Annotated in this window: 20 protein-coding genes; 13 read left to right on the top strand and 7 right to left on the bottom strand. The window is 46.3% G+C overall.

All coding sequences use genetic code 11. The features are described from left to right. Positions 1 to 119: 119 nt before the first annotated feature. Positions 120 to 2,486 carry a fatty acid cis/trans isomerase gene (locus tag QWZ05_RS20935; protein WP_290300488.1) on the bottom strand — a complete coding sequence of 789 codons (2,367 nt, stop codon included), beginning with the start codon at positions 2,484 to 2,486 and terminating at the stop codon, positions 120 to 122. 240 nt (positions 2,487 to 2,726) lie between these two features. Between QWZ05_RS20935 and QWZ05_RS20930 the strand changes: the two genes are divergently transcribed. The 3 genes from QWZ05_RS20930 to QWZ05_RS22330 are packed head-to-tail and all read left to right on the top strand — an operon-like array spanning position 2,727 to position 5,228. Beyond that, entirely contained in the window at positions 2,727 to 4,115 is a 1,389-nt protein-coding gene (locus tag QWZ05_RS20930; protein WP_264875404.1) for a cytochrome ubiquinol oxidase subunit I, read from the top strand. A 10-nt stretch (positions 4,116 to 4,125) separates the two neighbouring features. Further along, a complete protein-coding gene (cydB, locus tag QWZ05_RS20925; RefSeq protein WP_290300484.1) occupies positions 4,126 to 5,124 on the top strand; it encodes a cytochrome d ubiquinol oxidase subunit II in 999 nt (332 codons plus the stop codon). Next, positions 5,124 to 5,228, top strand: coding sequence for a DUF2474 family protein (locus tag QWZ05_RS22330; RefSeq protein WP_353958913.1), 105 nt, complete (start codon positions 5,124 to 5,126; stop codon positions 5,226 to 5,228). The genes cydB and QWZ05_RS22330 overlap by 1 nt, the downstream gene beginning before the upstream one ends. A 327-nt stretch (positions 5,229 to 5,555) precedes the next feature. Here QWZ05_RS22330 and QWZ05_RS20920 read toward each other — a convergent pair whose 3' ends face one another. Both QWZ05_RS20920 and QWZ05_RS20915 read right to left on the bottom strand, forming a co-directional pair. Beyond that, positions 5,556 to 6,107 (bottom strand): beta-xylosidase family glycoside hydrolase, encoded by a 552-nt coding sequence (locus tag QWZ05_RS20920; RefSeq protein WP_290300483.1) that lies wholly within the window; start codon positions 6,105 to 6,107, stop codon positions 5,556 to 5,558. Between the two features lie 10 nt (positions 6,108 to 6,117). Then, the gene (locus tag QWZ05_RS20915; protein WP_290300481.1) at positions 6,118 to 7,146 is read right to left on the bottom strand and encodes a B12-binding domain-containing radical SAM protein; all 1,029 of its coding nucleotides are present in this window, start codon (positions 7,144 to 7,146) and stop codon (positions 6,118 to 6,120) included. Positions 7,147 to 7,252: 106 nt separating this feature from the next. On the opposite strand from QWZ05_RS20915, the gene QWZ05_RS20910 reads away from it, so the two are divergent. Then, a complete protein-coding gene (locus QWZ05_RS20910) occupies positions 7,253 to 8,179 on the top strand; it encodes a LysR family transcriptional regulator (RefSeq protein WP_290300480.1) in 927 nt (308 codons plus the stop codon). Positions 8,180 to 8,206: 27 nt separating this feature from the next. On the opposite strand, the gene QWZ05_RS20905 is transcribed toward QWZ05_RS20910, so the two are convergent. The 4 genes from QWZ05_RS20905 to QWZ05_RS20890 all read right to left on the bottom strand — a co-directional run bounded on the left by QWZ05_RS20905 (position 8,207) and on the right by QWZ05_RS20890 (position 12,419). Continuing rightward, positions 8,207 to 8,623, bottom strand: coding sequence for a DUF3429 domain-containing protein (locus QWZ05_RS20905; RefSeq protein WP_290300478.1), 417 nt, complete (start codon positions 8,621 to 8,623; stop codon positions 8,207 to 8,209). A 39-nt stretch (positions 8,624 to 8,662) separates the two neighbouring features. Beyond that, positions 8,663 to 9,589: a LysR family transcriptional regulator gene (locus QWZ05_RS20900; protein WP_264875410.1), complete on the bottom strand. Its 927-nt coding sequence runs from the start codon at positions 9,587 to 9,589 to the stop codon at positions 8,663 to 8,665. A gap of 51 nt (positions 9,590 to 9,640) precedes the next feature. Continuing rightward, a complete protein-coding gene (locus tag QWZ05_RS20895; protein ID WP_290300475.1) occupies positions 9,641 to 10,786 on the bottom strand; it encodes an anaerobic sulfatase maturase in 1,146 nt (381 codons plus the stop codon). An 82-nt stretch (positions 10,787 to 10,868) separates the two neighbouring features. Then, positions 10,869 to 12,419, bottom strand: a complete 1,551-nt coding sequence (locus QWZ05_RS20890) for a sulfatase-like hydrolase/transferase (protein ID WP_290300474.1) — start codon at positions 12,417 to 12,419, stop codon at positions 10,869 to 10,871. A 268-nt stretch (positions 12,420 to 12,687) separates the two neighbouring features. Between QWZ05_RS20890 and QWZ05_RS20885 the strand changes: the two genes are divergently transcribed. From QWZ05_RS20885 to QWZ05_RS20845, 9 genes are all read left to right on the top strand, one after another. Further along, entirely contained in the window at positions 12,688 to 13,665 is a 978-nt protein-coding gene (locus tag QWZ05_RS20885; protein ID WP_290300471.1) for a hypothetical protein, read from the top strand. A gap of 207 nt (positions 13,666 to 13,872) precedes the next feature. Beyond that, the gene (locus tag QWZ05_RS20880; protein WP_264875414.1) at positions 13,873 to 14,166 is read left to right on the top strand and encodes a hypothetical protein; all 294 of its coding nucleotides are present in this window, start codon (positions 13,873 to 13,875) and stop codon (positions 14,164 to 14,166) included. 289 nt (positions 14,167 to 14,455) lie between these two features. Continuing rightward, complete coding sequence (locus tag QWZ05_RS20875) at positions 14,456 to 14,740, top strand: hypothetical protein (protein ID WP_290300468.1); 285 nt, start codon at positions 14,456 to 14,458, stop codon at positions 14,738 to 14,740. A 168-nt stretch (positions 14,741 to 14,908) separates the two neighbouring features. Then, complete coding sequence (locus tag QWZ05_RS20870; protein ID WP_290300853.1) at positions 14,909 to 15,628, top strand: GntR family transcriptional regulator; 720 nt, start codon at positions 14,909 to 14,911, stop codon at positions 15,626 to 15,628. Positions 15,629 to 15,630: 2 nt separating this feature from the next. Further along, positions 15,631 to 16,527, top strand: a complete 897-nt coding sequence (gene prpB, locus QWZ05_RS20865; RefSeq protein ID WP_264875416.1) for a methylisocitrate lyase — start codon at positions 15,631 to 15,633, stop codon at positions 16,525 to 16,527. A gap of 104 nt (positions 16,528 to 16,631) precedes the next feature. Beyond that, entirely contained in the window at positions 16,632 to 17,762 is a 1,131-nt protein-coding gene (gene prpC, locus QWZ05_RS20860; RefSeq protein ID WP_290300466.1) for a bifunctional 2-methylcitrate synthase/citrate synthase, read from the top strand. A gap of 19 nt (positions 17,763 to 17,781) precedes the next feature. Further along, positions 17,782 to 20,361 (top strand): Fe/S-dependent 2-methylisocitrate dehydratase AcnD, encoded by a 2,580-nt coding sequence (acnD, locus tag QWZ05_RS20855; RefSeq protein WP_290300464.1) that lies wholly within the window; start codon positions 17,782 to 17,784, stop codon positions 20,359 to 20,361. 17 nt (positions 20,362 to 20,378) lie between these two features. Beyond that, positions 20,379 to 21,554 (top strand): 2-methylaconitate cis-trans isomerase PrpF, encoded by a 1,176-nt coding sequence (prpF, locus tag QWZ05_RS20850; RefSeq protein WP_290300462.1) that lies wholly within the window; start codon positions 20,379 to 20,381, stop codon positions 21,552 to 21,554. 47 nt (positions 21,555 to 21,601) lie between these two features. Further along, entirely contained in the window at positions 21,602 to 23,476 is a 1,875-nt protein-coding gene (locus tag QWZ05_RS20845) for a propionyl-CoA synthetase (protein WP_290300460.1), read from the top strand. Positions 23,477 to 23,480 lie beyond the last annotated feature (4 nt).

Raw genomic sequence — 23,480 nt, 5'->3', positions numbered from 1 at the left:
ATAGAAGAACATCGAAAGTGAAAACGTGCAAAAACTGTTGTGTGACAACGAGCACAAGCAAGTGAAAGGGCGATGAGTCAACTCATCGCCAGGTGAAAATAAGAATGTCATTACGACGTTTATCGATTCTCGAAACGATTATAGTCGAGCAATCCAAACTCGATAGGCTGGTCAGTTTGATACCACTGGTGTACGCGATCACTGAATGACCAAAAATCATCATGGCTGCGGCGAACGGCATACGCATCGAGCAGGTCAATATAGTCTTGCTCTTGTTCGATACTTTGTAGCATCAAGACCAGTTTGATCACGTCTTTTTCTTCAAGCTCTAAGAAGGCTTGCGGATAGCTACCAATCACACCCTTAACAATAGTCAGAGAGTCATTGGGATAATCACGGTTCTTCTCTTCTGCAAACAGGCTAGAAATATTGGTGTGGGCGTTGTTGTGCAAAATAGTGAAAAGCTGCTCTTCGCCGCTCTCAGAGGTGATCATCATCATGAGGCTTTGCGGAACATGAATCAGCCCTTCACCACGAACCTTGTTAATTTGATTCAACAATGCCTCGTTATTTTTTGATAGCCCAGTTTGGGTAATCGTGTACCGATCATCGAGGATTGGTTTAAGCCGTTGTTGCAGCATGTCCAATAGCTCAGTTTTCGGATCGTTGGTTTGATAGACCACCTGCGTTGGCTGGTTGAATGGCTCAACGTTACGTTGCAAGAAATCACTGAGCTGCGCATGTTGGTTTTGATACCAACTGGCATGCTCTGCGTGACGCATCTCTTTAGGGAGGAGAGTAAGAAAATGACTCTCTCCTTCTAGGCGCAAGAAGTCCATGAACATACGAGTCACTAATTGATGGCCAAAGTTGCCATAGACATCAAAGCCGGCGACGAGCAAGTAATGAATACGTTCGAGTAAGGCATAGTCGAGAACCCATGCGGTTTTAGGCTGCTCACCAACCAAACCTTGCACAACTGAGGCGCTATCGAAGTGACGGAAAATAGTCAGGCCAGCATTCGGGTTTTCACCGTTACCTGTCCATATCAAATCGAGATTGAGGTTGGCACCGTCTTTGAACTCTTTGTTTACTAGCTCTGATTTGGCTTGTAAGTAACGAGCTTGCTGTCGTGAATATTTCACCCAAGTTGTAATTGGTAATACATTGCTGTCTTTCTCCCCTGGGAGTGCCAAGTTATCAGCTTGGGAACGATAAAACTCATTAACCTCAGGTAAGTTGCTCTTGTCTGGGTCAACGAAGAACACCCAGAAGTGATCATTGATAACGTTGAGCGCGAGCTGACCTCGACAGACAGGGCCCTTGATGTAGGCCATGACAGTATTCTGTGCATTGTCGAGCATGAATTTGTAGCGAGACTTGACGGGTAAGTCGATGAATGCGGTCATGGGGTTAGCTGCCACTTTGACTTCGTAACTTGGTAGCTCACTGACGGTGTAATCGGCATTCACAAACCACATTTGCCAGTTCGCGAGTGTGGTTTGGTTGAGATCAAACGGCATGTGTGTTTTATCTACAATCGTTCCTTGTTCAGCGATGATTCGATAGTAGACGCGGTCCACATCTGGGTTGTCGTATGGGCGACGAGTTGAAATACGCTTTACTGGCTCACCGGGCGGTGTAGCAGAGCGAACAAGGCTAAAGAACCTTGGTATTGGGTTGCTGTCGGATGTTAACTCGGAGAAATAGAGGTGAGAGAGAAAAAGATGCTCGTAGATATAGCGTGCTGCTAACTGGTTTTTCAGGTTGGGGTGATTTAGAAAGTCTTCAAAACGCCTGATTTGTTCAATTTCAGGGGTAGTTAAAGGCAAAGGAGCGTTCATGATTGCCCCTGTTTGTAGCCAATTGATGAGTGTCGCGTATTCTTGTCTATCTAAATTCGGCATGCCGTAAGGCATCCCCCAAGTTGGGTAGTCAGCTTCGTATTGGTCGAACTCTGCCATGGTAGGGCATTGCTGTTGACGGTCAATCGCAAAGTCGAATCCCTCTAGCTGCTCTTGTTCTGGGAGCGGATGTTTTTCTTTCTGCATCAACATCCTAGCCACTAATCCCGCCTCTAGGTTAGCGGTTGGGTTTTGTATCCGTTCGTTGAGTATGGGGTGGAAGCCATGTTTACGCCACTGGTTAGTGGTGTCGTGATCCTCAAACAGACGACTAGGTTTCGCGGCAACCAATCGTGTGCCCTCATAAACTAGCTCCTTACTTGCCCCGCGATCAATACCTTCTGGTGACGACATTTTCAGCTGGCAAGGCGCATCGTAGCAGGCATGACAAACAACACAGCGGTTATCGATGATTGGTTTAACATCACTGATATAGTGAACAGCGGCATCGGTTGATATCGAGGCCTGACGATTTTGTACCTTTTCTTCACCGAAAAGTTGGTCATAGTTGAGGCCTGCGTAGGTTGCACAGCCAGAGAAAATGGTGACCAGCAAAAGAATGAGACTTTGTCGTGTTTGCATAAAATGAACTAATTGAGTTTTATCAGTTAATTAAAGCAGAGAAACTCGCTTTCGCCATACGAATAACAGGCTGCACGCAGTAAATGTACAACGCCTGAGTGTGTAAGAAAATGGATGAGGGCAGTGGCCTGCAATCAATACGAGGAGGCACAGCATTGGTTGGAGAATAATTCTTTAGACCAATGAACATTTAATAGGTTAGGGCGTAAGAAATATCGTACGGCATGATAGGGGTATACTATGGATTCTGTGGCTATCGACCTTGCGCGGTTTCAATTTGCTTTCACGGTTTCGTTTCACATCATTTTCCCGGCGTTTACTATCGGTCTCGCGAGCTTTCTCGCAGTGCTGGAAGGCTTGTGGTTAAAAACGGGCGAAGACAAGTACATTCAGCTCTATAAATACTGGCTGAAAATATTCGCAATAAGCTTTGGTATGGGTGTGGTGAGCGGCATTGTGCTCAGTTATCAGTTCGGGACAAACTGGAGTGTTTTCTCTGATAAGACCGGCCCGGTATTGGGGCCTTTGATGGGATATGAAGTTTTCACTGCATTTTTCCTCGAAGCAGGATTCTTGGGTGTCATGTTGTTTGGCATGGAACGAGTAGGCAAGAAAGTGCATTTCGCATCAACCTGTGTGGTCGCATTTGGTACGTTCTTATCTGCCTTCTGGATATTGTCAGTCAACAGTTGGATGCAAACTCCCGCAGGGTTCGATTACAACGAAGCCGGGCAGTTTATTCCGGTAGATTGGTTTGAAGTGGTATTCAACCCATCATTCCCTTATCGCCTCGTACACATGCTGTTCGCTGCTTACCTGACAACGGCCTTCGTCGTAGCCGCCGTTGGTGCGTATCATTTACTCAAAGCGCCTCATAACCCTCTGGCTCGTACCATGTTCTCGATGGCAATGTGGATGGCAGCTATCGTTACACCACTACAAATCGTCGCCGGTGATTTCCATGGCTTAAACACACTTGAACACCAGCCCGCGAAAATCGCAGCGATGGAAGGGCACTTTGAAACCCATCAAGGCGCACCCCTCATTCTCTTTGGCATTCCAGATGAAGAGAACAACAGGATGGATTACGCCGTCGAGATACCTAAGCTTGGCAGTTTGATTTTAACGCATGACTTAAACGGTGAAGTCAAAGGTTTAGACGCTTTCCCTGAAGAAGAACATCCTCCCGTGACCATAGTCTTTTGGAGCTTTAGAGTCATGGTAGGGATTGGTTTCGCTATGCTCGCGATTGGTTGGTACAGCTTGTGGTTGCGTAAAAAGAATAACCTTTACGAGCAAAGGCCCTTCTTACATATTTGTACTTGGTTTGGGCCGGCGGGTTTTATCGCAGTCTTAGCGGGGTGGATAACGACCGAGGTAGGTCGCCAGCCGTACACGGTTTACGGACTACTGACAACAGCCGATTCTGCATCACCGATTGATGCCGCAGCGGTGAGCGTCTCCTTAACCGCGTTCATCGTTGTGTATTTTGTTGTGTTTGGTTGCGGTTTTTTCTATCTCTTACGCCTCATGAGAAAGTCACCATCGAAATATGAGCAATCGCTCGATGCTCGCCTACCTGATGGCAGCGAAGCGCCAGCGACGACTCATTCAAATCACTTAACCTGAGGACTGGAATATGGATTACGCGCTAATTTGGTATGCCTTGATAGGTCTAGCAGTCTTGATTTACGTGATTCTCGATGGGTTTGATTTAGGAATAGGTATTTTGTTCCCAAGCGCACATAGCGACAATGAACGAGATATGATGATGAACAGTGTGGCGCCTGTTTGGGATGGTAACGAGACCTGGTTAGTTTTAGGGGGCGGGGGGCTTTTTGCTGTCTTTCCGCTCGCATACGCTGTGATTATGCCCGCACTGTATGCGCCACTCATTATCATGCTACTCGGGTTGATCTTGCGTGGGGTGTCGTTTGAATATCGATTTCGTACAAAACGGGGTAAGTTTCTTTGGGATACTTCTTTCTTTCTCGGTTCGCTACTCGCCACCTTAATGCAAGGTGTGATGCTGGGTACGTTGTTACAGGGTATCGATGTCGAGGGCAGACAATTTAGTGGGGTGTGGTTCGATTGGTTAACACCATTTAGTCTCTTTTGCGCTTTCGGTCTTTTATGTGCTTACACCTTGCTTGGCGCGTGCTGGTTAATCATGAAACTACCGGATGACTTAGCTGGGCGTTATTACACGATAGCCAAACGTTGGGGGTTAGCGCTGGTGGTTAGTATTGCAGTGGTCAGCCTATGGTTGCCTTTGACCAATGCGTTGGTGTTTGAGCGCTGGTTCAGTGTACCTAACGTGTTTCTGTTTATCGTCATTCCTTTACTGGCGGCGGCATGTGTTTGGCAGTTATTCGCTTCGTTACTGGCGCACAAGGCACTGCGAGCCTACCTGTGTGGCATCGGGCTGTTTCTCATTGCAGCGCTTGGGTTTGGCGTGAGCACATTCCCTTATTTAGTCCCGTTCGCACTCACGTATGCCGAGACTGCTGCACCAGACTCAAGTCTTAAATTCCTTCTTGTTGGCGCGGTGATATTGTTACCCATGATTATTGCCTACTCCGCGTATTCGTATTGGGTATTTAGAGGGAAATTAAAGCACGGGGAGGGGTATCACTGATGAGTGAGAGGTTGAAAAGGGCGTTGTGGTTTTTGGCTATTTGGTCGGCAAGTGTATTGTCGCTGTTTGTCGTTTCTTATGCTATCCGAAGCGTTTTAATGTAAAACGGTGATAGTCCCTAAAAACAGACAAAATAGGTTAAAACGAAAACCAAGATTTAGTATACGCCAATAGTTTCGACCCAGTTAAATAAATGGTGGGTACAAAGAAAAAACCAGATGCTTATCAAGCATCTGGAGAACTAAAAAGGTTCTTAAACAACGTCAGTTGGCTAGGTGACCTAATGACTAGCATAGGTCATAACTAACAATACAATCTGCATGCCAACTATGCGTGTTTATTATATTCAATGACTTACCGAAATGATGTGTGTATGGTTTTATATAGTCATGCTTCTGCTGTTTCAAAATGCAACAGTGATTTGCAATATGCTATGAGCGTGTCAGTTCAAAATCATAAAAAGCAGCGGTGTTGGGCTGTAATCTGTTTCCACTAAACGTATACAGCATGACACCTTGCTCATTACCAGCTAATCGAGGCGTGCTTCCGACCACAACCCAGCTCTCTTCATTTAGTGCTTTATAGCTTGCAATGACGTGCGTTGCGGTGACATCCAGTTTGAAGGCGACAGCAGTGTCGCTGTATCTAATTAACTGGTTAACTCGAGGCAAACCATTCTCTTCTGTGACAAATACCAAAGACAGTTCACCATTAAACATCTCCTTACTGATCTTAATGTAGTTGTCTTTGTTCCAGAACACGCCAATGCCCGCCTGCTCAAAAGTTCGCTGAGGGGTAAGCTCAACCTTAACCTGCACAGAGTATTCGCTCGCACTGATCGGGTGAAGGAACAGATTGTCTTTGGTATCACTGCCCAGCCCCCACATGTTTCCCTCTGCAATTTGCACTCGCAATACATCTTCTTTGATAGACCAAAGCTCATTGTTATTATTGATGATGTTCCATTGGGTTAAATCAAACATAGGTGTTTCCTTAAATCATGCGTTGGCGAAGTTGATAGAAGACGTCGTCTAACACAACAGGGTTCGACATATCTGTTTTAGCGAGCTCGTTTTGTACCGTATCGAAATAAAGCTGATTGTTCATATCTGATAATTCAGTGTAATAGTGAATTCGGCGCCCGAGAATAAAATTGTATTGTTTTTCAACGGGTAGAGATAGGAAATCATCAATGGTCGACAAAAAACGTGCCTTGTCTTGCGGTAAGACACCATTGATTTCCATCAAAAGATTAATCGAATGAAAGTTACCATATCGGCTACTGATACCGTTAAGCTGCTCAATCAAGGCTCTTTGTTCGAGAACCATCTCTTGTTCATTCAGCGGTGTAAACCGGCCAGACTTAACCATGTCATCGAGTTCGGTGCCTTGTTTCACGGCAAGTGACAGCAGGCGAATTTCCTCGGGGTCAATTTGATTGAGTAGATTGGCCGTCTCGGTTACATGCTCTTGTGACAACTCTTTACCGCCGAGACCTAAAATGATGAACGTCATCATCTTCATGCCAGCTTGCTTAGCGTGTTTTGCCGACTTAAGGATAGACTTTGGCGTGATGCCTTTTTTCATTTTTTTCAGTACATCGATAGAGCCAGATTCCATACCGCAATAGAGCATGTTTAACCCAGCGTCGCAGATCGCTTTCATCTCTTGCGCTGACTTTTTCGTCATTGTTTGCGCACGGCCGTACGAGCTAATCTGTTTTAAATCTGGAAAGGCTTGTTTAAGCGTGTTCAAAACCTCTATTAGGTCAGACGTTTCCATCGCAAATGAATCGCCATCTTGCAAAAAGCACGATTCGAATTTACGACCTTTGTAGAAGGCTTTTGCTGCCCAGATGTCGTTTTTGATTTCTTCAATAGGGCGTATTGAGAACTCCATTCCCTTAAACAGTGTGCAGAAACTGCATTTGTTCCACGGACAGCCTTGCGTTGTTCTAATTAACAAGCTGTTTGCTTCTGAGGGCGGGCGAATAGGGCCTTGTTGAAAATGAAGTTGGGACATACTGAATAACTCGACATTTGCTATGTGATGATGAGGAGTTTAATCCTTGTCGTGTTAAAGAAAAACGCTATAGTAATTGATATATTCTCAAATTTGGGTTGAAAGTATGCTCTTGAATGACCTTGTAGTGGTGTTGAAAGTCGCGGAGTTTCGCAGTATTACCGCAGCGGCGAACAGTTTAGATATGCGTATGGCAACGGCGAGTGCGGCGATAAAGCGAGTGGAATCCGCTCTTGGTGTGGAGTTGTTTGTTCGTACCACAAGGCAGCTTAGGTTATCTCCAGCAGGAGAGCGATATTTACCACAGTGCGAGCAAGCTCTTCAGTTGCTCGACAGCGCGAAACAAAACGTTCAGGAAGATATGGATGTATTGGGTGGAGAGGTTCGTATCGCGCTTTCTTCGGATCTGGGTCGAAATGTTGTTACGCCTTGGTTAGATGACTTTCTTGCTGAAAGGCCGGAGGTGGCGTTAAGAAGCAATATCAGTGATAGCAATATAGATTTTTATCGTGATGCAGTCGATATGGCTCTGCGCTATGGTTCACCCAACGATGCAAGCATGTATGGTTTCAAAATTTGTGATGTACCAAGGTTGCTGTGTGCCTCTCATGCATATCTAGATAAAAACGGAACACCTTCAACGTTAGATGAACTCAAGCAACACAACGGATTGTTTTATCAACTGCAAGATATCGTTCAAGACGAGTGGCGCTTTGATCACCATGGTGAAAGTCACAAAGTCAAACTAAAAGGAAACAGAGCGTCAAACGATGGTGATTTGGTTAGGCGTTGGTGTGTATCGGGGCAAGGGTTCGCGATTAAGTCATGCTTAGATATGGCAGATGACTTACTTCAAGGGCGAATCATCAATGTGATGCCCGAGTACAAACCGACACCGACAGAGCTTTGGTTAGTATGTCCGAGTCGTCAGTCCATCACACCTACCGTTCGTTTGCTGCGAGACTTTTTCAGAGAGCGAGCTAGCCAGGTATTAAATCAACTCACCGGGAAGGGGCACATAGATGGCGTTTAGCTTTGTGCCGATGTCGCTTTTCGAACGTCAAAGGTTCGATGAGTATAAAATACCAACCATGATAAGGTGAGAAATCAAAACCGTCGCAGTGAGGGTTTTTCTTAGTGTGAGATAGGCTTCATTGTCCTTAGGCTCGAAAAACCAATTAAACGTGTGAGCGAGAATGAGTCCGATGGTAATAACGGTAAAGTTATGAAAACTTATTGTGCTCAGAGCAATCACAAACAATGTGATGAGGTTCGACATTAAAAGTGCGGTGTTATTCTCACCGTTATTTTCGATGACACGCCCCCAAATTGCTCCTGACATAAAGATCGCAATGCCCGCGCTGTAGGCAAAGTAGGCGTATATCGCTAGCCCGCGTTCCATATCATTTAGAAGCAAGACCGCAGCAGGGAGTGCGATGTAGGGAATCAGTCCCATGTATCCAAGAATATTTCTCATGTGCTTCCTTACGTGCGTACATCGACAATGATCATTGATTTACGAGTTAAGTATAGGCTTGGCTGCCGAACTGGTCTGAGTCATTAGCTGTTCGACTTCACTATAAAGCCAAAGTGTGAATGGGTGGTGTCGATCTCTTAGGTGGCAAAATAGTGAGCATTGACGGCGGAAGGTGTCTTGGTAGAGCTCAGAGGGGAGAGGGTAAGTTTTGAACGTATCTTGAAGCAACTGCATATTCTTAATTGACATCACACCTACGGTATCGCTTTGGCGGATTAGCTCGATCATCATACTGGTATCACTCGAGCGGACACTAACACTTTTTTCAATTTTGTATTTCTTAATCAACATCTCAACTTTAGAGGCTTCGATATACCCAGGTATTACACTTACGCAGATGGGGTAGGTGAGTACGTTACTTAATGAATTGTCACTCAATGGATGATCTTTTCTGGTAACAAGAATGAACTGGTCATCGGGTAGTGGCTTCTCAGAGACATTCTTATTTGTGTCCATAGGTAAGTAACCCACTCCCCACGCGTTTCGAGTCTGTTCTAACGAGTTTAAACTATGGTCGTTCCATGGATGGCAAGTGACCGTCATCTCCGGCGCTAACTGAGTCAGTTTCGCCACAAGTGGCGCAGCGATTGGTGCCATCAGTGTCGTGGGAAAATAAAGCGTTACTTCGCCACGCTGATTATCAATAGACCAAGTTTCATCGGTATATAGTGCATCAAGCTGGTCGAGCAGGGTAGGGATTTTACTGACCAACGACGTACATTTTTGTGTCGGCTCTAAGAGATTATTGTGACGCACGAAAAGTTCATCAGAGAATTGTTCTCTCAACTTTTTTAACATCACACTCACGGTTGGCTGGCTGATATTGAGCTTGCGTGCGGTTGCCACTGTTTGTCTCGTTTCATAGAGGGTGACGAGTAGCTTGAGTAGGTTGTAATCTTTAGTCATAAGAATTCCGAGCACTAGGGTTGTTAAAAAGAACGTTCAAAAATAGAGCGATTAAAATAGCGCGTAATATTGCGGGCCATAGCCATTATTCATAGCATCGACCATTTTGAGTAAGCGTGGAAGAGCGTAACGGAAAAATACTTGATACCCCGTACAAAGCCGGTTCATTGATTGACCTTCTTCGGTTATCTCTGTGCGATTTTTGGGGCACCCACCTTGGCAGAGTAGAAGGAAGTCACACTGCTGACAGGTGGTGTTGAGTTCTTGTTGTTTTGCCTGGCCAAAATTAATCTGCTGTTGGTTATTGACCAGTGATTCGAGGCTTGTTTGCATACCGTTGCCTAGCTTATGACTGTCATAACCATAGTGGTCACAGCTATAGACACTGCCATTGGCTTCCATCATTAATTGCTGACCACAAGTTGGTGCGTGATGGCACATTTGACTGGCATGTCCCATTAATATGAGCAAGCAATTTTCAAAGAACTGAACGTAAACCTTCCCAATATCGTTTTTACACCACTCGTCAAATACATCACATAAAAACTCTCCCCATTGTTCACCCGATAACGACCAATCAAAACGTGAACGACGATCAAGTTCATGGTCTATGCAGGGTTGAAATTGAAGATACTGGCTGCCGTTATCACGCAAAAAACGGTATATGTGCACTCCGTGACGAAAAGTACGATTGTTGACAACCGTTAGCGTGTTGAATTCGACTTGTGCTTGCTTTAGATGGGTTAAACCACGCATTGTTCTCTCAAAGCTTGATTGCCCTTTGAGATCGATTCGTGCCATATCATTGAGTAGATTCGGGCCATCTAAGCTAATGCCGACCATAAAATTATGCTGCTTAAAGAAGGCTGCCCATGATTCGTTGATAAGCGTACCGTTAGTTTGAATGGTGTTAACTATGCGTTTTGTTCCTGCTTGTTGCTTTTGAGAAAGCACGACATTTTGAAAAAACGCTCGACCACGGAGTAAAGGCTCGCCACCATGCCAGATAAAATCGACGTTTTTGCTGTGTTTCGGTTGCGAGTCTATGTGATTCTTAATCACTAGTTTGAGTTGTTCATCAGACATAGGATCACCACACCCAGAGTTGTGGTTGAGGTAATAGCAGTAACTACAATCAAGATTGCATTTAGACCCAACGGGTTTAATAGACAGGCTGTAAGGGACAGAGGAAGTCATGATTTTGTCCTCAATATAGAAATTAAAAAAGCACGCCACTCATTTGTGGCGTGCAAGGAGAGAGTAATGACTCGCGACAGTTTTACTCGATGGTGTCGTTACCCATACCGACACCCGTGCCTTTCTGTGCGGGTGGGTATGCTTCAAGCGATTTTTGATATTTATTGATCGCCTGATAGAAATACGGCAATACCCAAGATTTTTGCTTCATCCAGTGATACCACCCAGGAGTTTCTGGCGTGCGTTCATAAGGGTCAGCTTTTATGTTGACCAAGACACCGAATGGCCATGCTTTGGCGGGTTCAGTCCAGGTTGTCTTGGTTTTTAGGTGTACTTTCCATTCGTTGACACGAACAGCATTCAAGTCTCCTTCGTTGTAGAAGAAGAACTCTTGGCGCTGACTTGGGCCATCGTTTTGCAACATGTCCATTTGGTTGTAGCCATCAAGGTGTGCGACTCGTTCTGTGCCCTCAATATTATGACCATTCAGCAGACGCTGTTTAATGTCATTTTCACCCGTTGCCGCCATGATCGTTGGCAACCAGTCTTCTGCTGACATCATGCCATCGACATAGGTGCCTTGTGGGAGCTGTTCAGGCCAGCTCACGAGCATTGGTACACGGAAACCACCATCCCATGTGGTTCCTTTTTGTCCACGGAAAGAGGCTGCTCCCGCATCTGGCCAGTGATCAGTGTTCACTCCATTATCTGATGTAAACATCAAAATGGTATTATCCAGTTCACCCATTGACTCAAGTTTATTAATCAAAATGCCAACCTGATCATCAAGTTGCTTTAAGGCATCGTAATAGGTAGATGTTTGACTCGCCCCTTCATATTCACGGCTCACGTGCGTGATAGTGTGCATTCGTGAGGGGTTGTACCACATGAAGTAAGGCTGATCGCCATTCATGTTTTTATGGGTTTCAAGCCAGTCTGTTGCGAAGGTTAAGAACTCCTCATCGATCCGTTTCATGCGCTCTTTGCCCAGCTTGCCTTGGTCCGTGATTTTCTGTTTACCGACTTCGCCAAAACGAGGGTCAACGGTTTTATCATGTTGCTGAGTTGCGAGAGAGTGAATGACATTGCGCGGCACGCCAGTGAAATTCGGATCTTTTGGGAATTCAGGCTGTTCTGGCATCTCCATCACGTTAAGGTGATACAAGAAACCGTAGTATTCATCGAAGCCGTGAACCGTAGGTAGATGGCTGTTGTTGTCACCTAGGTGAGATTTACCCACATGAACAGTAGCGTAACCTTTCTGTTTGAGCAGCTCAGCCAGTGTCGGAGTCTCTTTCTTGAGCCCAAGTTTTGACCCGGGTTGACCCACAGACGTTAAGCCACTGCGAAATGGGTATTGACCAGTAATGAAGGCAGCACGGCCTGCAGTCGAACTGCTTTGTGCGTAATAGTCACTGATCATAACACCGCGCTCGGCGATTCGATCGATGTTGGGTGTTTTGATTGCCCCAAGGCCACGGTGATAGGCTGAAATATCCATTGGTGCAACATCATCTACCATGATAGCCACGATGTTAGGCTGTTTGGCGAGTGCTGGGGTAGAAGCCAGCGCGGCTGCCGATGCAACGGTGGCAGCCAGTGCTGTTTTTATCATTTTATCAGGGTGTTTCATGCGTTTATTCTCCAAAGAGGTATGGGGCAAGCGTACAGAAAACCCGCTGAAAATAGCGTGATACCTTCTATTATGATTTTAAATAGATGAAGTCGTATTAATTACACAAGTCTAATTCTTGAATGATGGCATGAAAAACTAAATGAGTTCTACTTGAGCGCAATTCCCTAAATGTTCATCAGAAGTGGGCTGGGTTAACCCTCTCTTAACCTAGGAGTCTTTATCGTACATGTAAACTTCGTACTTACTTGTGTGAGAGATAGCACCAATGACGTTCCGACATTCAGTCATCGCTTTGATGATGACAGGCCTATTAGGGTGTTCGTCAACTAGCAATGTAGATTTTGCAACTCAAGCAACTAACAATCAAATGCAATCAATTGAGTTATTGATCAAGACATACCACCAATCAGAGCCTAAGGTGCATATGCTGCTCGTGATGCCTTTATTGCCTGAGCCATATCAGAAAAAATGGCGTGACGACTTGGTGTGGTTGACCAAGCAGATGATCGCGCTTTATCACGACGATGAAGAGTGGCGATTCTATGGGGCGATTCATCATCCCGCGATGATGAAAATTAACGCCAAACATAACGATTTTGGTCATACCATCAAAGCCTACTGGATGACTTATCTTGTTGGGCAAGCACTCGATAATCCAAAGTGGCAGCGCTTCGCTGAAACAGGTATGGAGAAAACACTAGAGCGTGCGGCGTTTAGTTATCCAAAAACGAACCTTATCGGTGTTTTAAGTGATGCTGAATATCAATCTATTCCTTTTGATGAAATCTACTCTTGGCAGAGTAAGCCATACAGCTATGGCGCGTTCTCCTGGCAGTGGGCAGAGCTTGACCAAGCGCTCATGACCTTAGCGATGAAACAAGGGCAGCAGTTGGATCCGGCACTGGTTAAACAGCTATTCTTTACGACTACCAGTTTTCAACAGTATTGGGTAGACCAGCAGTATGGCGGTGTCGGTTTGATGCCTAAATCGGTTAAGCAGTTTCATTGGGGGAATGGGTATCATCAATTTGAACATGCTTTGGTTGGCTATCTTAGTGCGCAGGCGTGGTATCAGCAGCCTGCAACACTCTATTACGCCTTGCCGGATAACAGTGATGCTTCACTCCAGCCTTATTACTTTAATGGTAAAGAGTTAGAGCGTTCTGTTAGTGAAATGTCGATTGATAAACTCGGTTTAAAGCAGGTAAGAACCCGTTTTGTGATGAACGAGAAGAATCAGTAGACCTTATGTTTACAACCCCAAAATTCGTTGGCTACGTGATGCCGTTAAAGCGATGTATTTGCCTCGCTGATAAGCTTTGGGATGGTATATCATAAACTTGCGCGTTGCTTGTAAGTTAATGTTTAGAAAAGAGTAATAAATTCACCTTAGCATGAGAATAGGGTAGTATTCGCTTCAGTGAATATTTTCAATTGGAATGAAGAACCCATGTTGCTAGAGCAAATCTTAGAAGTCATCGAGTTTACTGACAGCGACCTATTAGAAGATGCAATGTCACAGTGCAATAAAGAAGGCGTGGTGTCGAGTGAGCTGTTTCCATTCTTAAACTGTGTTTTTGAGCTAGCACCGAATGAACTGTGTGCACGTTTATCAAGACTTGGTTTCAAAGGGCAGCTGACAGTAGAAAAAGTCGAATCGAAATCCGGAGTTCAATTCCAGATTGTCGACAATTTACGTCAAGGTATCAACCAAGCGACAACGATGACAGAGCAGCCCGCTTAACTACCTAACCAATACCCACATGAGTATTGGTCTATTTTTAACTTTATATGGCATGGTGTTCTGTAAATTTAAATTGGAATCTTACAGATGTTGATGACTAGGCTTTGCGTGCTCCAACAGGGTGATTTGTGCCCTCACTGTGGTTTCATCATTGTTATGCCTCCAGACCTTGATCCTACATGTATGTGTTGTGGGAAAAATGTGCTCGAGAGTGATGATTGAAGGCAGAGTGACAGTTGTCGGGCTATGCTTGAACAAGATAATTGATTAAGAGCAAGTGACTGAGATTATGTCTCTATTCCATAAGGGTAAAGCTCACAAAAGCGAAGGCGACACTAAGAAATCCAACACGGATAAAGTTAAAGAGTTACTGATTGCAACTCGTTATGGAGTATCAGCATCAGAAATACCCATTATCATCAATGTCGCGCAAGATCAGGCACTGGCGATAATCGATACCCTGAAAAAACAAGGTGAAGATATTCACTCATTGGGTGAGGGCGATAACCCCCCTGAACTGGTGTTGTACTCGATTGGTCAGATTGATCAAGGCATCACCCCAACCGAACAATAGCTAACCATTGTCTTTGCTTTAGTCTTATTTCTTCCCGATTTTCACCTACCAGATTCATACCTTAGTCTAAATTGTCGACAGTTTACTTGATTGTTGACAGATTGATCGTCTATTTTTTGTTCATTGATATGAATTGTAGACAGATTGGACGTTTAGGTTGTGAACAGTATCAGCAGTCACCTTGAGGTGAAATCACCAGCTCTGAGAGAGAAAGAGCATACGAAATCAGAAAGCCTGACAGAGAATTTGATCGAATCGATTGTCAGTGGCGTTATCCCTTCGGGTAGTAAAATCTCCGAGCCCGAACTTGCCAAACAATACCAGGTGAGCCGAGGGCCTTTGAGAGAAGCGATTATGCGTCTTGAAGGCCTTGGACTGATCGAGCGCACACCCAATATTGGCGCACGCGTTATTACACTGTCGGCAGAAAACCTGTTAGAGCTATATACGGTACGGGAGTCTCTAGAGGGCATGGCTGCGCGTCTAGCGGCGCGCAATATATCGCAAGAAGAACTGCTAGGTTTGGAAGTGCTGTTGTCAAAGCATGCTAGCCATATTGACGAAGTGGAGGGCGCTTCCTATTTTCACCAGCAAGGCGACTTCGATTTCCACTATCGCATCATTCAAGCGAGCCGCAATAGCAAGCTCATTGCCTTGTTGTGTGATGAGCTCTATCACCTTTTACGCATGTATCGATATCAGTCCCCAAGGGCAGACTCACGCCCGAATGAAGCATTAGCTGAACACAAATTTATATTGCAAGCGATACAAAATCGAGATGAAGAGTTGGCGGAAATGCTAATGAGAAGGCACATCTCCGGTAGCAGAAAACTGATTGAACAAAACATAGAACACACCTCTGAATCACCAATACAGCAAGGAAACTAGCTATGGGACTCTCACAAGGCGCGAAATTTAGACTCGCCGTAGAACAGAATCATCCATTACAAATTGTCGGAACGATTAATCCCTACTGCGCCATGATGGCAAAGAACATTGGTCATCAGGCCATCTATCTATCCGGTGGTGGGATTGCTAACGCCTCTTATGGGCTACCCGATTTAGGTATCACTACGTTAAATGATGTTTTGGTTGATGTAGAACGCGTGAGTAATGCTTGTGATCTGCCATTGCTGGTGGATATCGATACCGGTTTTGGGGGAGCATTTAATATCAGTCGCACCATAAAAGCGATGGAAAAAGCCGGCGCGGCGGCAGTGCATTTGGAAGATCAGGTTGCACAGAAACGTTGTGGTCACCGACCAAACAAAGCCATCGTTTCACAATCTGAAATGGTCGATCGAGTGAAAGCGGCGGTTGATGCAAGAAATGATGAAGGCTTTGTCATCATGGCACGTACAGACGCACTTGCGGTTGAGGGGTTTGATAGTGCGTTAGAGCGTGCAATTGCCTGTGTTGAAGCAGGCGCTGATATGATCTTTCCAGAGGCGATGACTGAGCTATCACAGTATCAACAGTTTTCAGATGGATTGAAGCAAGCGATAGGAAAGCATGTACCAATCCTAGCCAATATTACTGAGTTTGGTCAGACACCACTATATGGTTGTGACGAGTTGGCAGAGTCGAGTGTCGATATGGTGCTATATCCGTTAACGGCGTTTCGTGCCATGAATGAGGCCGCAGAGAACGTGTATCAGCATTTGATCTCGGTAGGCAATCAAGAAGCGTTACTTGAACAGATGCAAACACGCAAAGCGCTCTATCAACACCTCGATTACCACTCTTACGAAGACAAGTTAGACCAACTATTTAAAAGCGAGCAATAGCATTAATCGAAGCCCAAGAAAACTGATTACCTAATCCAATAACGTGAACACCTGAAATAAGTGATGCCAAAAGAGTATCCAGTCAGGTTTAAAAGGAGTTCAACATGCCACATCAGGACATTGGTGGCGCAGGCTTACGTGGCCAAAGCGCTGGAAGCACCGCATTATGTACAGTCGGAAAAACAGGAACAGGCTTAACCTATCGAGGTTATGACATTACCGATCTTGCTAATTATGCGCAGTTTGAGGAGGTGGCGTTTTTATTGTTGCGTGGTCATCTACCTAATAGTGCGGAGCTCGATGAATACAAAACCCATTTATTGAGCTTGAGAGGTTTACCGAAGCAGCTTAAAGAGGCGTTAGAGCTTGTTCCAGCGGATGCACATCCAATGGACGTGATGAGAACAGGCTGCTCGATGCTGGGTAACTTAGAGCAAGAGCATGACTTCTCACAACAGCTTTCAGCCACAGAGCGTATGTTGGCGTTGTTTCCCGCGATTATTTGCTATTGGTATCGCTTCAGCCACGACGGCGTGCGAGTGGATACTGAAGATAAGTCAGAAGATTGCATTGGTGGTTACTTTTTGAAAATGCTGACGGACAGCGCTCCAAGTGAACTGCACAAACAGGTCATGCACTGCTCCCTGATCTTATACGCTGAGCATGAGTTTAATGCCTCTACTTTTGCCGCTCGCGTGTGTGCTTCAACGCTATCGGATATACATTCCTGTGTAACGGCAGCAATCGGTACTCTGAGAGGGCCGCTGCATGGTGGGGCGAATGAAGCCGCGATGGAGATGATTGAGGATTGGCAAACTCCTGACGAAGCCGAAGCGAATATCATGCGAATGCTGGCCAACAAAGACAAAATAATGGGCTTTGGCCATGCCATTTATCGAGAGAGCGATCCGCGAAATGCCCTGATTAAGCGTTGGTCAAAGGAACTGTCGCAAACGGTGGGAGACACGCACCTATATTCGGTTTCAGAGCGCGTTGAGTCGGTGATGAAGCGAGAAAAGGGACTGTTCTGCAATGCCGATTTTTTCCATGCTTCTGCCTATCACTTTATGGATATTCCTACCAAACTCTTCACCCCGATATTTGTCATGAGTCGTCTAACCGGCTGGGCGGCACACGTCTTTGAGCAGAGAGAAAATAACCGCATAATCCGCCCTAGCGCAGATTATACCGGCCCAGAACATCAAGATTGGGTTCCTATAGAGGATCGCGCATAGCGAGGAAAGGACGCCAAAGATGAATAACACAAAATACCGAAAACCACTGACTGGAACAAATTACGACTATTTCGATGTACGTGAGGCGGTGAATCAACTAACCCCGGGCAGTTATAAGACATTGCCTTATACCTCTCGCATTCTCGCGGAGCAGCTAGTCAGGCGCTGTAATCCAGAAGAGCTTGATGCTTGCTTAATGCAATTAATCGACCGAAAAAAAGATCGTGATTTCCCTTGGTACCCAGCCCGCGTTGTCTGCCATGACATTCTCGGACAAACTGCGTTGGTCGATTTGGCCGGACTGCGTGATGCGATTGCCGAACAAGGAGGGGATCCTGCACAAGTGAACCCTGTTGTTGAAACGCAACTTATTGTTGATCACTCATTGGCGGTGGAGCACGCAGGCTTTGAGCCGGATGCGTTTAATAAAAACCGCGCGATTGAAGAGCGAAGAAACGAAGACCGTTTTCACTTTATTGAGTGGTGCAAAACCGCATTTGAAAATGTCAGTGTGGTGCCTGCTGGTAATGGCATTATGCACCAGATAAACCTTGAAAAGATGTCGCCAGTTGTACAGACAAAAGATGGGATTGCTTATCCTGATACGTGTGTTGGTACAGATAGTCATACCCCTCATGTAGATTCTCTTGGTGTGCTGGCCATCGGCGTTGGTGGCCTAGAAGCGGAAACGGTGATGCTTGGTCGTCCCTCGATGATGCGTCTGCCTGATATTGTGGGTGTGGAGCTGATAGGAGAGCGACAAGCGGGGATCACCGCAACCGATATTGTACTCGCACTGACTGAATTTTTGCGTGATGCGAAAGTGGTATCGTGTTATCTCGAATTTTTCGGCGAGGGTACGAACACACTCACCATCGGCGATCGCGCCACGATTTCAAACATGACACCCGAATATGGGGCAACGGCGGGGATGTTTGCGATAGATCAGCAAACCCTTCAATACCTTAAACTGACCGGGCGTGAAGAGCAGCAAGTTGAGTTGGTTGAGCTGTATGCCAAAACAATAGGCTTATGGGCAGACGATTTGAGCGAAGTCGAGTACGAGCGTGTTTTACAGTTTGATTTATCTACTGTGACACGCAATATGGCTGGCCCGTCAAACCCACACCGTCGATTGCCAACATCAGAGCTTGCGGAGCGCGGTATCGCGGCGAATTATCAACAAACCGAAGGTGAGTTGCCTGATGGGGCAGTGATCATTGCTGCCATTACTTCCTGCACCAATACCAGTAATCCGCGTAATGTAGTGGCGGCAGGCTTGCTAGCGAAAAAAGCCAATCAGTTGGGGCTGGCTCGCAAGCCATGGGTGAAGTCGTCATTTGCGCCAGGCTCTAAAGTTGCCAAGTTGTATTTAGATCAAGCGGGTTTGCTTGAAGAGATGGAAGCCTTGGGTTTTGGCATTGTTGCCTATGCGTGCACGACCTGTAACGGCATGAGTGGTGCGCTTGATCCAGAGATTCAAGACGAGATCACCAGGAGAGATCTCTATACCACCGCAGTGCTTTCGGGTAATCGCAACTTTGATGGTCGTATTCATCCGTATGCGAAACAGGCATTTCTCGCTTCGCCGCCACTTGTAGTGGCTTACGCACTCGCAGGTTCCATCCGTTTTGATATTGAGCGTGACGCATTAGGTTATGACCAGCAAGGTAACGCTATTTATCTTAATGACCTGTGGCCAAGCGATGAAGAGATTGATGCAGTTGTGGGGGAGTTTGTGAAGCCTGAACAGTTCAATCAGGTGTATATCCAGATGTTCAAATTGGAACAAGGAGAATGTGCTGAAAGTCCACTCTACGACTGGCGACCAAAAAGTACTTATATTCGCAGGCCGCCGTATTGGGAGGGGGCACTAGCAGCACCTAGAACGCTAAAAGGCATGCGACCGCTTGCTGTACTTGGTGACAACATCACAACTGATCACCTTTCCCCTTCTAATGCCATTTTATCTAGCAGCGCAGCGGGTGAATACCTAGCCAAAATGGGATTAGATGAAGCGGACTTTAACTCTTATGCTACACATCGCGGCGACCACTTAACAGCGCAAAGAGCGACGTTTGCTAACCCAAAGCTTCTCAATGAAATGGTGCAAGAAAACGGTCAAGTCAAGCAAGGCTCATTAGCTCGAGTTGAACCCGATGGCGAAGTGGTTCGCATGTGGGAAGCAATAGAAAGCTACATGCACCGAAAACAGCCTTTAATTGTGGTGGCAGGAGCCGATTACGGCCAAGGTTCATCACGTGATTGGGCTGCAAAAGGGGTGAGACTTGCGGGTGTTGAGGCGATAGTTGCCGAAGGCTTTGAACGTATCCATCGAACCAACTTGGTCGGTATGGGGGTTTTACCGCTTGAGTTTACAGGAGGGGTGACACGCAAAACACTACAACTGGACGGGAGTGAGCTCTACGACGTTGTTGGTGAGATCACACCGGGCACCAATCTGGCGTTAATCATTACCAGAGCCAACGGTGAAAAGCTGGATATCGCCGTCAAATGTCGCCTCGATACGCAAGATGAAGTCAAGGTGTATCAAGCCGGTGGCGTGTTACAGCGCTTTGCGCAAGATTTTCTCGCTTAAAGGAGCAAACGATGGTTATGGATAAACAAATTCGTGTTGCAGCAACCTATATGCGGGGCGGAACAAGCAAAGGCGTGTTCTTTCGGTTAGAGGATTTACCAGAGATCGCACAGACAGCAGGGCAAAGTCGGGATGATTTGTTGCTGCGTGTGATTGGAAGCCCAGATTCCTATGGCAAACAAATTGATGGCATGGGAGGCGCAACCTCCAGTACTAGTAAAGCTGTGATTGTGAGTAAGAGTGCGAAGCCTGATCATGATGTGGATTATCTATTTGGACAAGTGTCGATAGACAAAGCCTTTGTCGATTGGAGTGGCAATTGCGGTAACTTATCCGCCGCCGTTGGCCCGTTCGCATTACATTCTGGCTTTATCCCTCCTGAACGTATTCCCCACAACGGTGTCGTGTCAGTGCGAATTTGGCAAGCCAATATAGGCAAGACCTTGGTGGTGGAAGTGCCGATACAAAATGGTGAAGTGCAAGAGCTCGGGGATTTTGAACTGGATGGGGTGACATTCCCAGCAGCAGAAATCAAAGTGGACTTTGTTCGTCCAACGGGAGAAGACGAGGCTTTGTTTCCGACCGGAAACCTGATCGATGACCTTGAGCTTCCCGGAATCGGCACGCTTAACGCCACGCTAATCACCGCTGGCATTCCTACCGTTTTCATTGATGCGGAATCTGTTGGTTACACGGGTGTTGAGCCGCAAGAGGCAATCAATAGTGATATTGAAGCGTTGAGTCTGTTTGAAACTATCCGAGCGTATGGCGCGCTCAAAATGGGATTAGTGAGCGATATTGAGCAAGCGAAAACGCGCCAACATACACCTAAGGTCGCGTTTGTTAGCCGTGCTAAACCTTATCAAACTTCCAGTGGTAAACAGATCAATAGCAAAGAGATAGATTTGAACGTTCGAGCGCTGTCGATGGGCAAATTGCACCATGCAATAATGGGGACTGCCGCAGTCGCAATCGCCTCAGCAGCAAGTGTTCCAGGGACGTTAGTCAATCACGCCGCAGGTGGTGGTGAGAGGCAGGGGATCACATTTGGTCACCCTTCCGGGAAGCTGACGGTAGGGGCTCATGTAACAAACACCGATGCAGGGTGGCAAGTGGAAAAAGTGAGTATGAGCCGCAGCGCGCGTATCATCATGGAGGGCTTTGTGCGTATTCCCTCCGATATTGTTAAATAGAAATCAGTGATGCCTAGGACAGGCAAAGCGTCACTAGAGGGAATGTTATGTCAGCATACGAGCAAGAGTACAATTGGGCGAAAGGTAACCCACAACAGTTTTGGTTGACCCAATCTCAACATATTGATTGGTTTACGCCACCAAAGACGGCACTAGCTACCGATGAGAATGGCATCGAACGTTGGTTTCCTGATGGTGAGCTGAACACCGCTTGGATCGCCTTGGATTACCATTGCGAACAGGGGAGAGGAGAGCGAGTCGCGCTGATATATGACTCGCCCGTAACGGGCACTGCGAAGCAATACACATACAATGAACTGCGTGATCAAGTAGCAAAAATAGCAGGCATGCTTGCACAGCAAGGCGTCGTCAAAGGTGACCGTGTTGTTATCTACATGCCGATGATTCCAGAGGCGGCGATGGCGATGCTTGCTTGTGCAAGGCTTGGTGCGATTCACTCAGTCGTGTTTGGTGGTTTCGCTCCTAATGAGCTTGCGGTACGCATCGAAGATGCAGAGCCAAAAGTGGTGATGACCGCGTCTTGTGGCATTGAAATCAATAAAGTGCTTCCATACAAGCCGCTGGTGGATAAAGCAATAATGGACAGCCGTTGGAAGCCTGAACATGTAGTGGTGCTACAACGAGGCCAATGCATCGCAGAGCTCAATCAAGAGCGCGACATTGATTGGCATGACGCAATAGAGCTAGCTGAAGCTCACCCATGCGTTGCCGTGAAATCGACCGACCCTCTTTATATTCTCTATACCTCTGGCACGACAGGGAAGCCGAAAGGCGTTGTGAGAGACAATGGCGGGCATGCGGTCGCGATGAAATATTCAATGAGCGCACTGTACAACATGCCACAAGATGGCGTGTACTGGGCTGCCTCTGATGTGGGTTGGGTTGTGGGACATTCCTACATTGTCTATGGGCCGCTAATTCATGGCTGCACGACGATTTTATTTGAAGGAAAGCCAGTGCGCACACCCGATCCTGGTGCATTCTGGCGTGTGTGTGAACAATACCAAGTCAATGTACTGTTCTCTGCGCCTACCGCGTTTAGAGCGATTAAAAAAGAAGATCCAAACGGTGATTGTCTAAGTCAATATGACCTTAGCCATCTAAAAACGATCTTCATGGCAGGCGAACGTCTCGACCCACCGACCCTAGAGTGGGTTGAAAGCAAAACTCACAAACCCGTAATAGACCATTGGTGGCAAACAGAAACGGGTTGGGCGATAGCAGGCAACCCAACAGGCATAGAGCAGATGCCAATCAAAGCAGGTTCTGCCACGAAACCTATCCCGGGCTATCAGGTTGAGATTCTAAATGAAGTCGGTGAGCCGCAAATCACCAATCAACAGGGCTTTGTCGCATTAAAACGCCCATTGCCACCAAGCTGCTTACCGACGGTGTGGCGCAATCATGACCGTTTTGAATCAGGGTATTTAAGTCAGTTCCCCGGATACTACGTCTCAGGTGATGGCGGGTATCTAGACGATGATGGGTATCTGTTCATCATGGGGCGTATAGACGATGTGATTAACGTTGCAGGCCATAGGCTCTCGACTGGAGAGATGGAAGAGATTGTTGGCGGCCATCCTGCTATTGCAGAGTGCGCAGTAGTCGGTGTACATGATGATTTGAAAGGTCAATTGCCTTTAGGTTTTGTGGTGCTCAAAGATGGCGTTGATGTTGATCTAGAGGAGCTTGAGGGACAGTTAGTGGGGAAAGTGCGAGATGAAATTGGGGCTGTTGCTTGCTTCAAACATGCGTTAGTGGTGGAGCGTTTACCAAAGACACGTTCAGGAAAAATTCTACGTAGAACCATTCGTCAAATTGCGGATGGGGAGCATTATACGGTGCCGTCTACGATTGATGATCCTACGAGTTTGAATGAGATTGAGAGAGTGCTTGGGTAGAACG

Origin of the sequence: Vibrio agarivorans (genome assembly GCF_030409635.1) — a bacterium.
Classification (GTDB): Bacteria; Pseudomonadota; Gammaproteobacteria; order Enterobacterales; family Vibrionaceae; genus Vibrio; species Vibrio agarivorans.
This window is presented reverse-complemented; position numbering and strand designations above follow the sequence as displayed.

Coding starts and splice junctions, on each gene's coding strand:
- QWZ05_RS20875 (WP_290300468.1), top strand. CDS start 14,456: ATGTCTCTATTCCATAAGGGTAAAGCTCACAAAAGCGAAGGCGACACT.
- QWZ05_RS20880 (WP_264875414.1), top strand. CDS start 13,873: ATGTTGCTAGAGCAAATCTTAGAAGTCATCGAGTTTACTGACAGCGAC.
- QWZ05_RS20935 (WP_290300488.1), bottom strand. CDS start 2,486: ATGCAAACACGACAAAGTCTCATTCTTTTGCTGGTCACCATTTTCTCT.
- prpB (WP_264875416.1), top strand. CDS start 15,631: ATGGGACTCTCACAAGGCGCGAAATTTAGACTCGCCGTAGAACAGAAT.
- QWZ05_RS20890 (WP_290300474.1), bottom strand. CDS start 12,419: ATGAAACACCCTGATAAAATGATAAAAACAGCACTGGCTGCCACCGTT.
- QWZ05_RS20910 (WP_290300480.1), top strand. CDS start 7,253: ATGCTCTTGAATGACCTTGTAGTGGTGTTGAAAGTCGCGGAGTTTCGC.
- QWZ05_RS20930 (WP_264875404.1), top strand. CDS start 2,727: ATGGATTCTGTGGCTATCGACCTTGCGCGGTTTCAATTTGCTTTCACG.
- acnD (WP_290300464.1), top strand. CDS start 17,782: ATGAATAACACAAAATACCGAAAACCACTGACTGGAACAAATTACGAC.
- QWZ05_RS20920 (WP_290300483.1), bottom strand. CDS start 6,107: ATGTTTGATTTAACCCAATGGAACATCATCAATAATAACAATGAGCTT.
- prpC (WP_290300466.1), top strand. CDS start 16,632: ATGCCACATCAGGACATTGGTGGCGCAGGCTTACGTGGCCAAAGCGCT.
- QWZ05_RS20905 (WP_290300478.1), bottom strand. CDS start 8,623: ATGAGAAATATTCTTGGATACATGGGACTGATTCCCTACATCGCACTC.
- QWZ05_RS20915 (WP_290300481.1), bottom strand. CDS start 7,146: ATGTCCCAACTTCATTTTCAACAAGGCCCTATTCGCCCGCCCTCAGAA.
- QWZ05_RS20845 (WP_290300460.1), top strand. CDS start 21,602: ATGTCAGCATACGAGCAAGAGTACAATTGGGCGAAAGGTAACCCACAA.
- QWZ05_RS20900 (WP_264875410.1), bottom strand. CDS start 9,589: ATGACTAAAGATTACAACCTACTCAAGCTACTCGTCACCCTCTATGAA.
- QWZ05_RS20885 (WP_290300471.1), top strand. CDS start 12,688: ATGACGTTCCGACATTCAGTCATCGCTTTGATGATGACAGGCCTATTA.
- cydB (WP_290300484.1), top strand. CDS start 4,126: ATGGATTACGCGCTAATTTGGTATGCCTTGATAGGTCTAGCAGTCTTG.
- QWZ05_RS20895 (WP_290300475.1), bottom strand. CDS start 10,786: ATGACTTCCTCTGTCCCTTACAGCCTGTCTATTAAACCCGTTGGGTCT.
- prpF (WP_290300462.1), top strand. CDS start 20,379: ATGGATAAACAAATTCGTGTTGCAGCAACCTATATGCGGGGCGGAACA.
- QWZ05_RS22330 (WP_353958913.1), top strand. CDS start 5,124: ATGAGTGAGAGGTTGAAAAGGGCGTTGTGGTTTTTGGCTATTTGGTCG.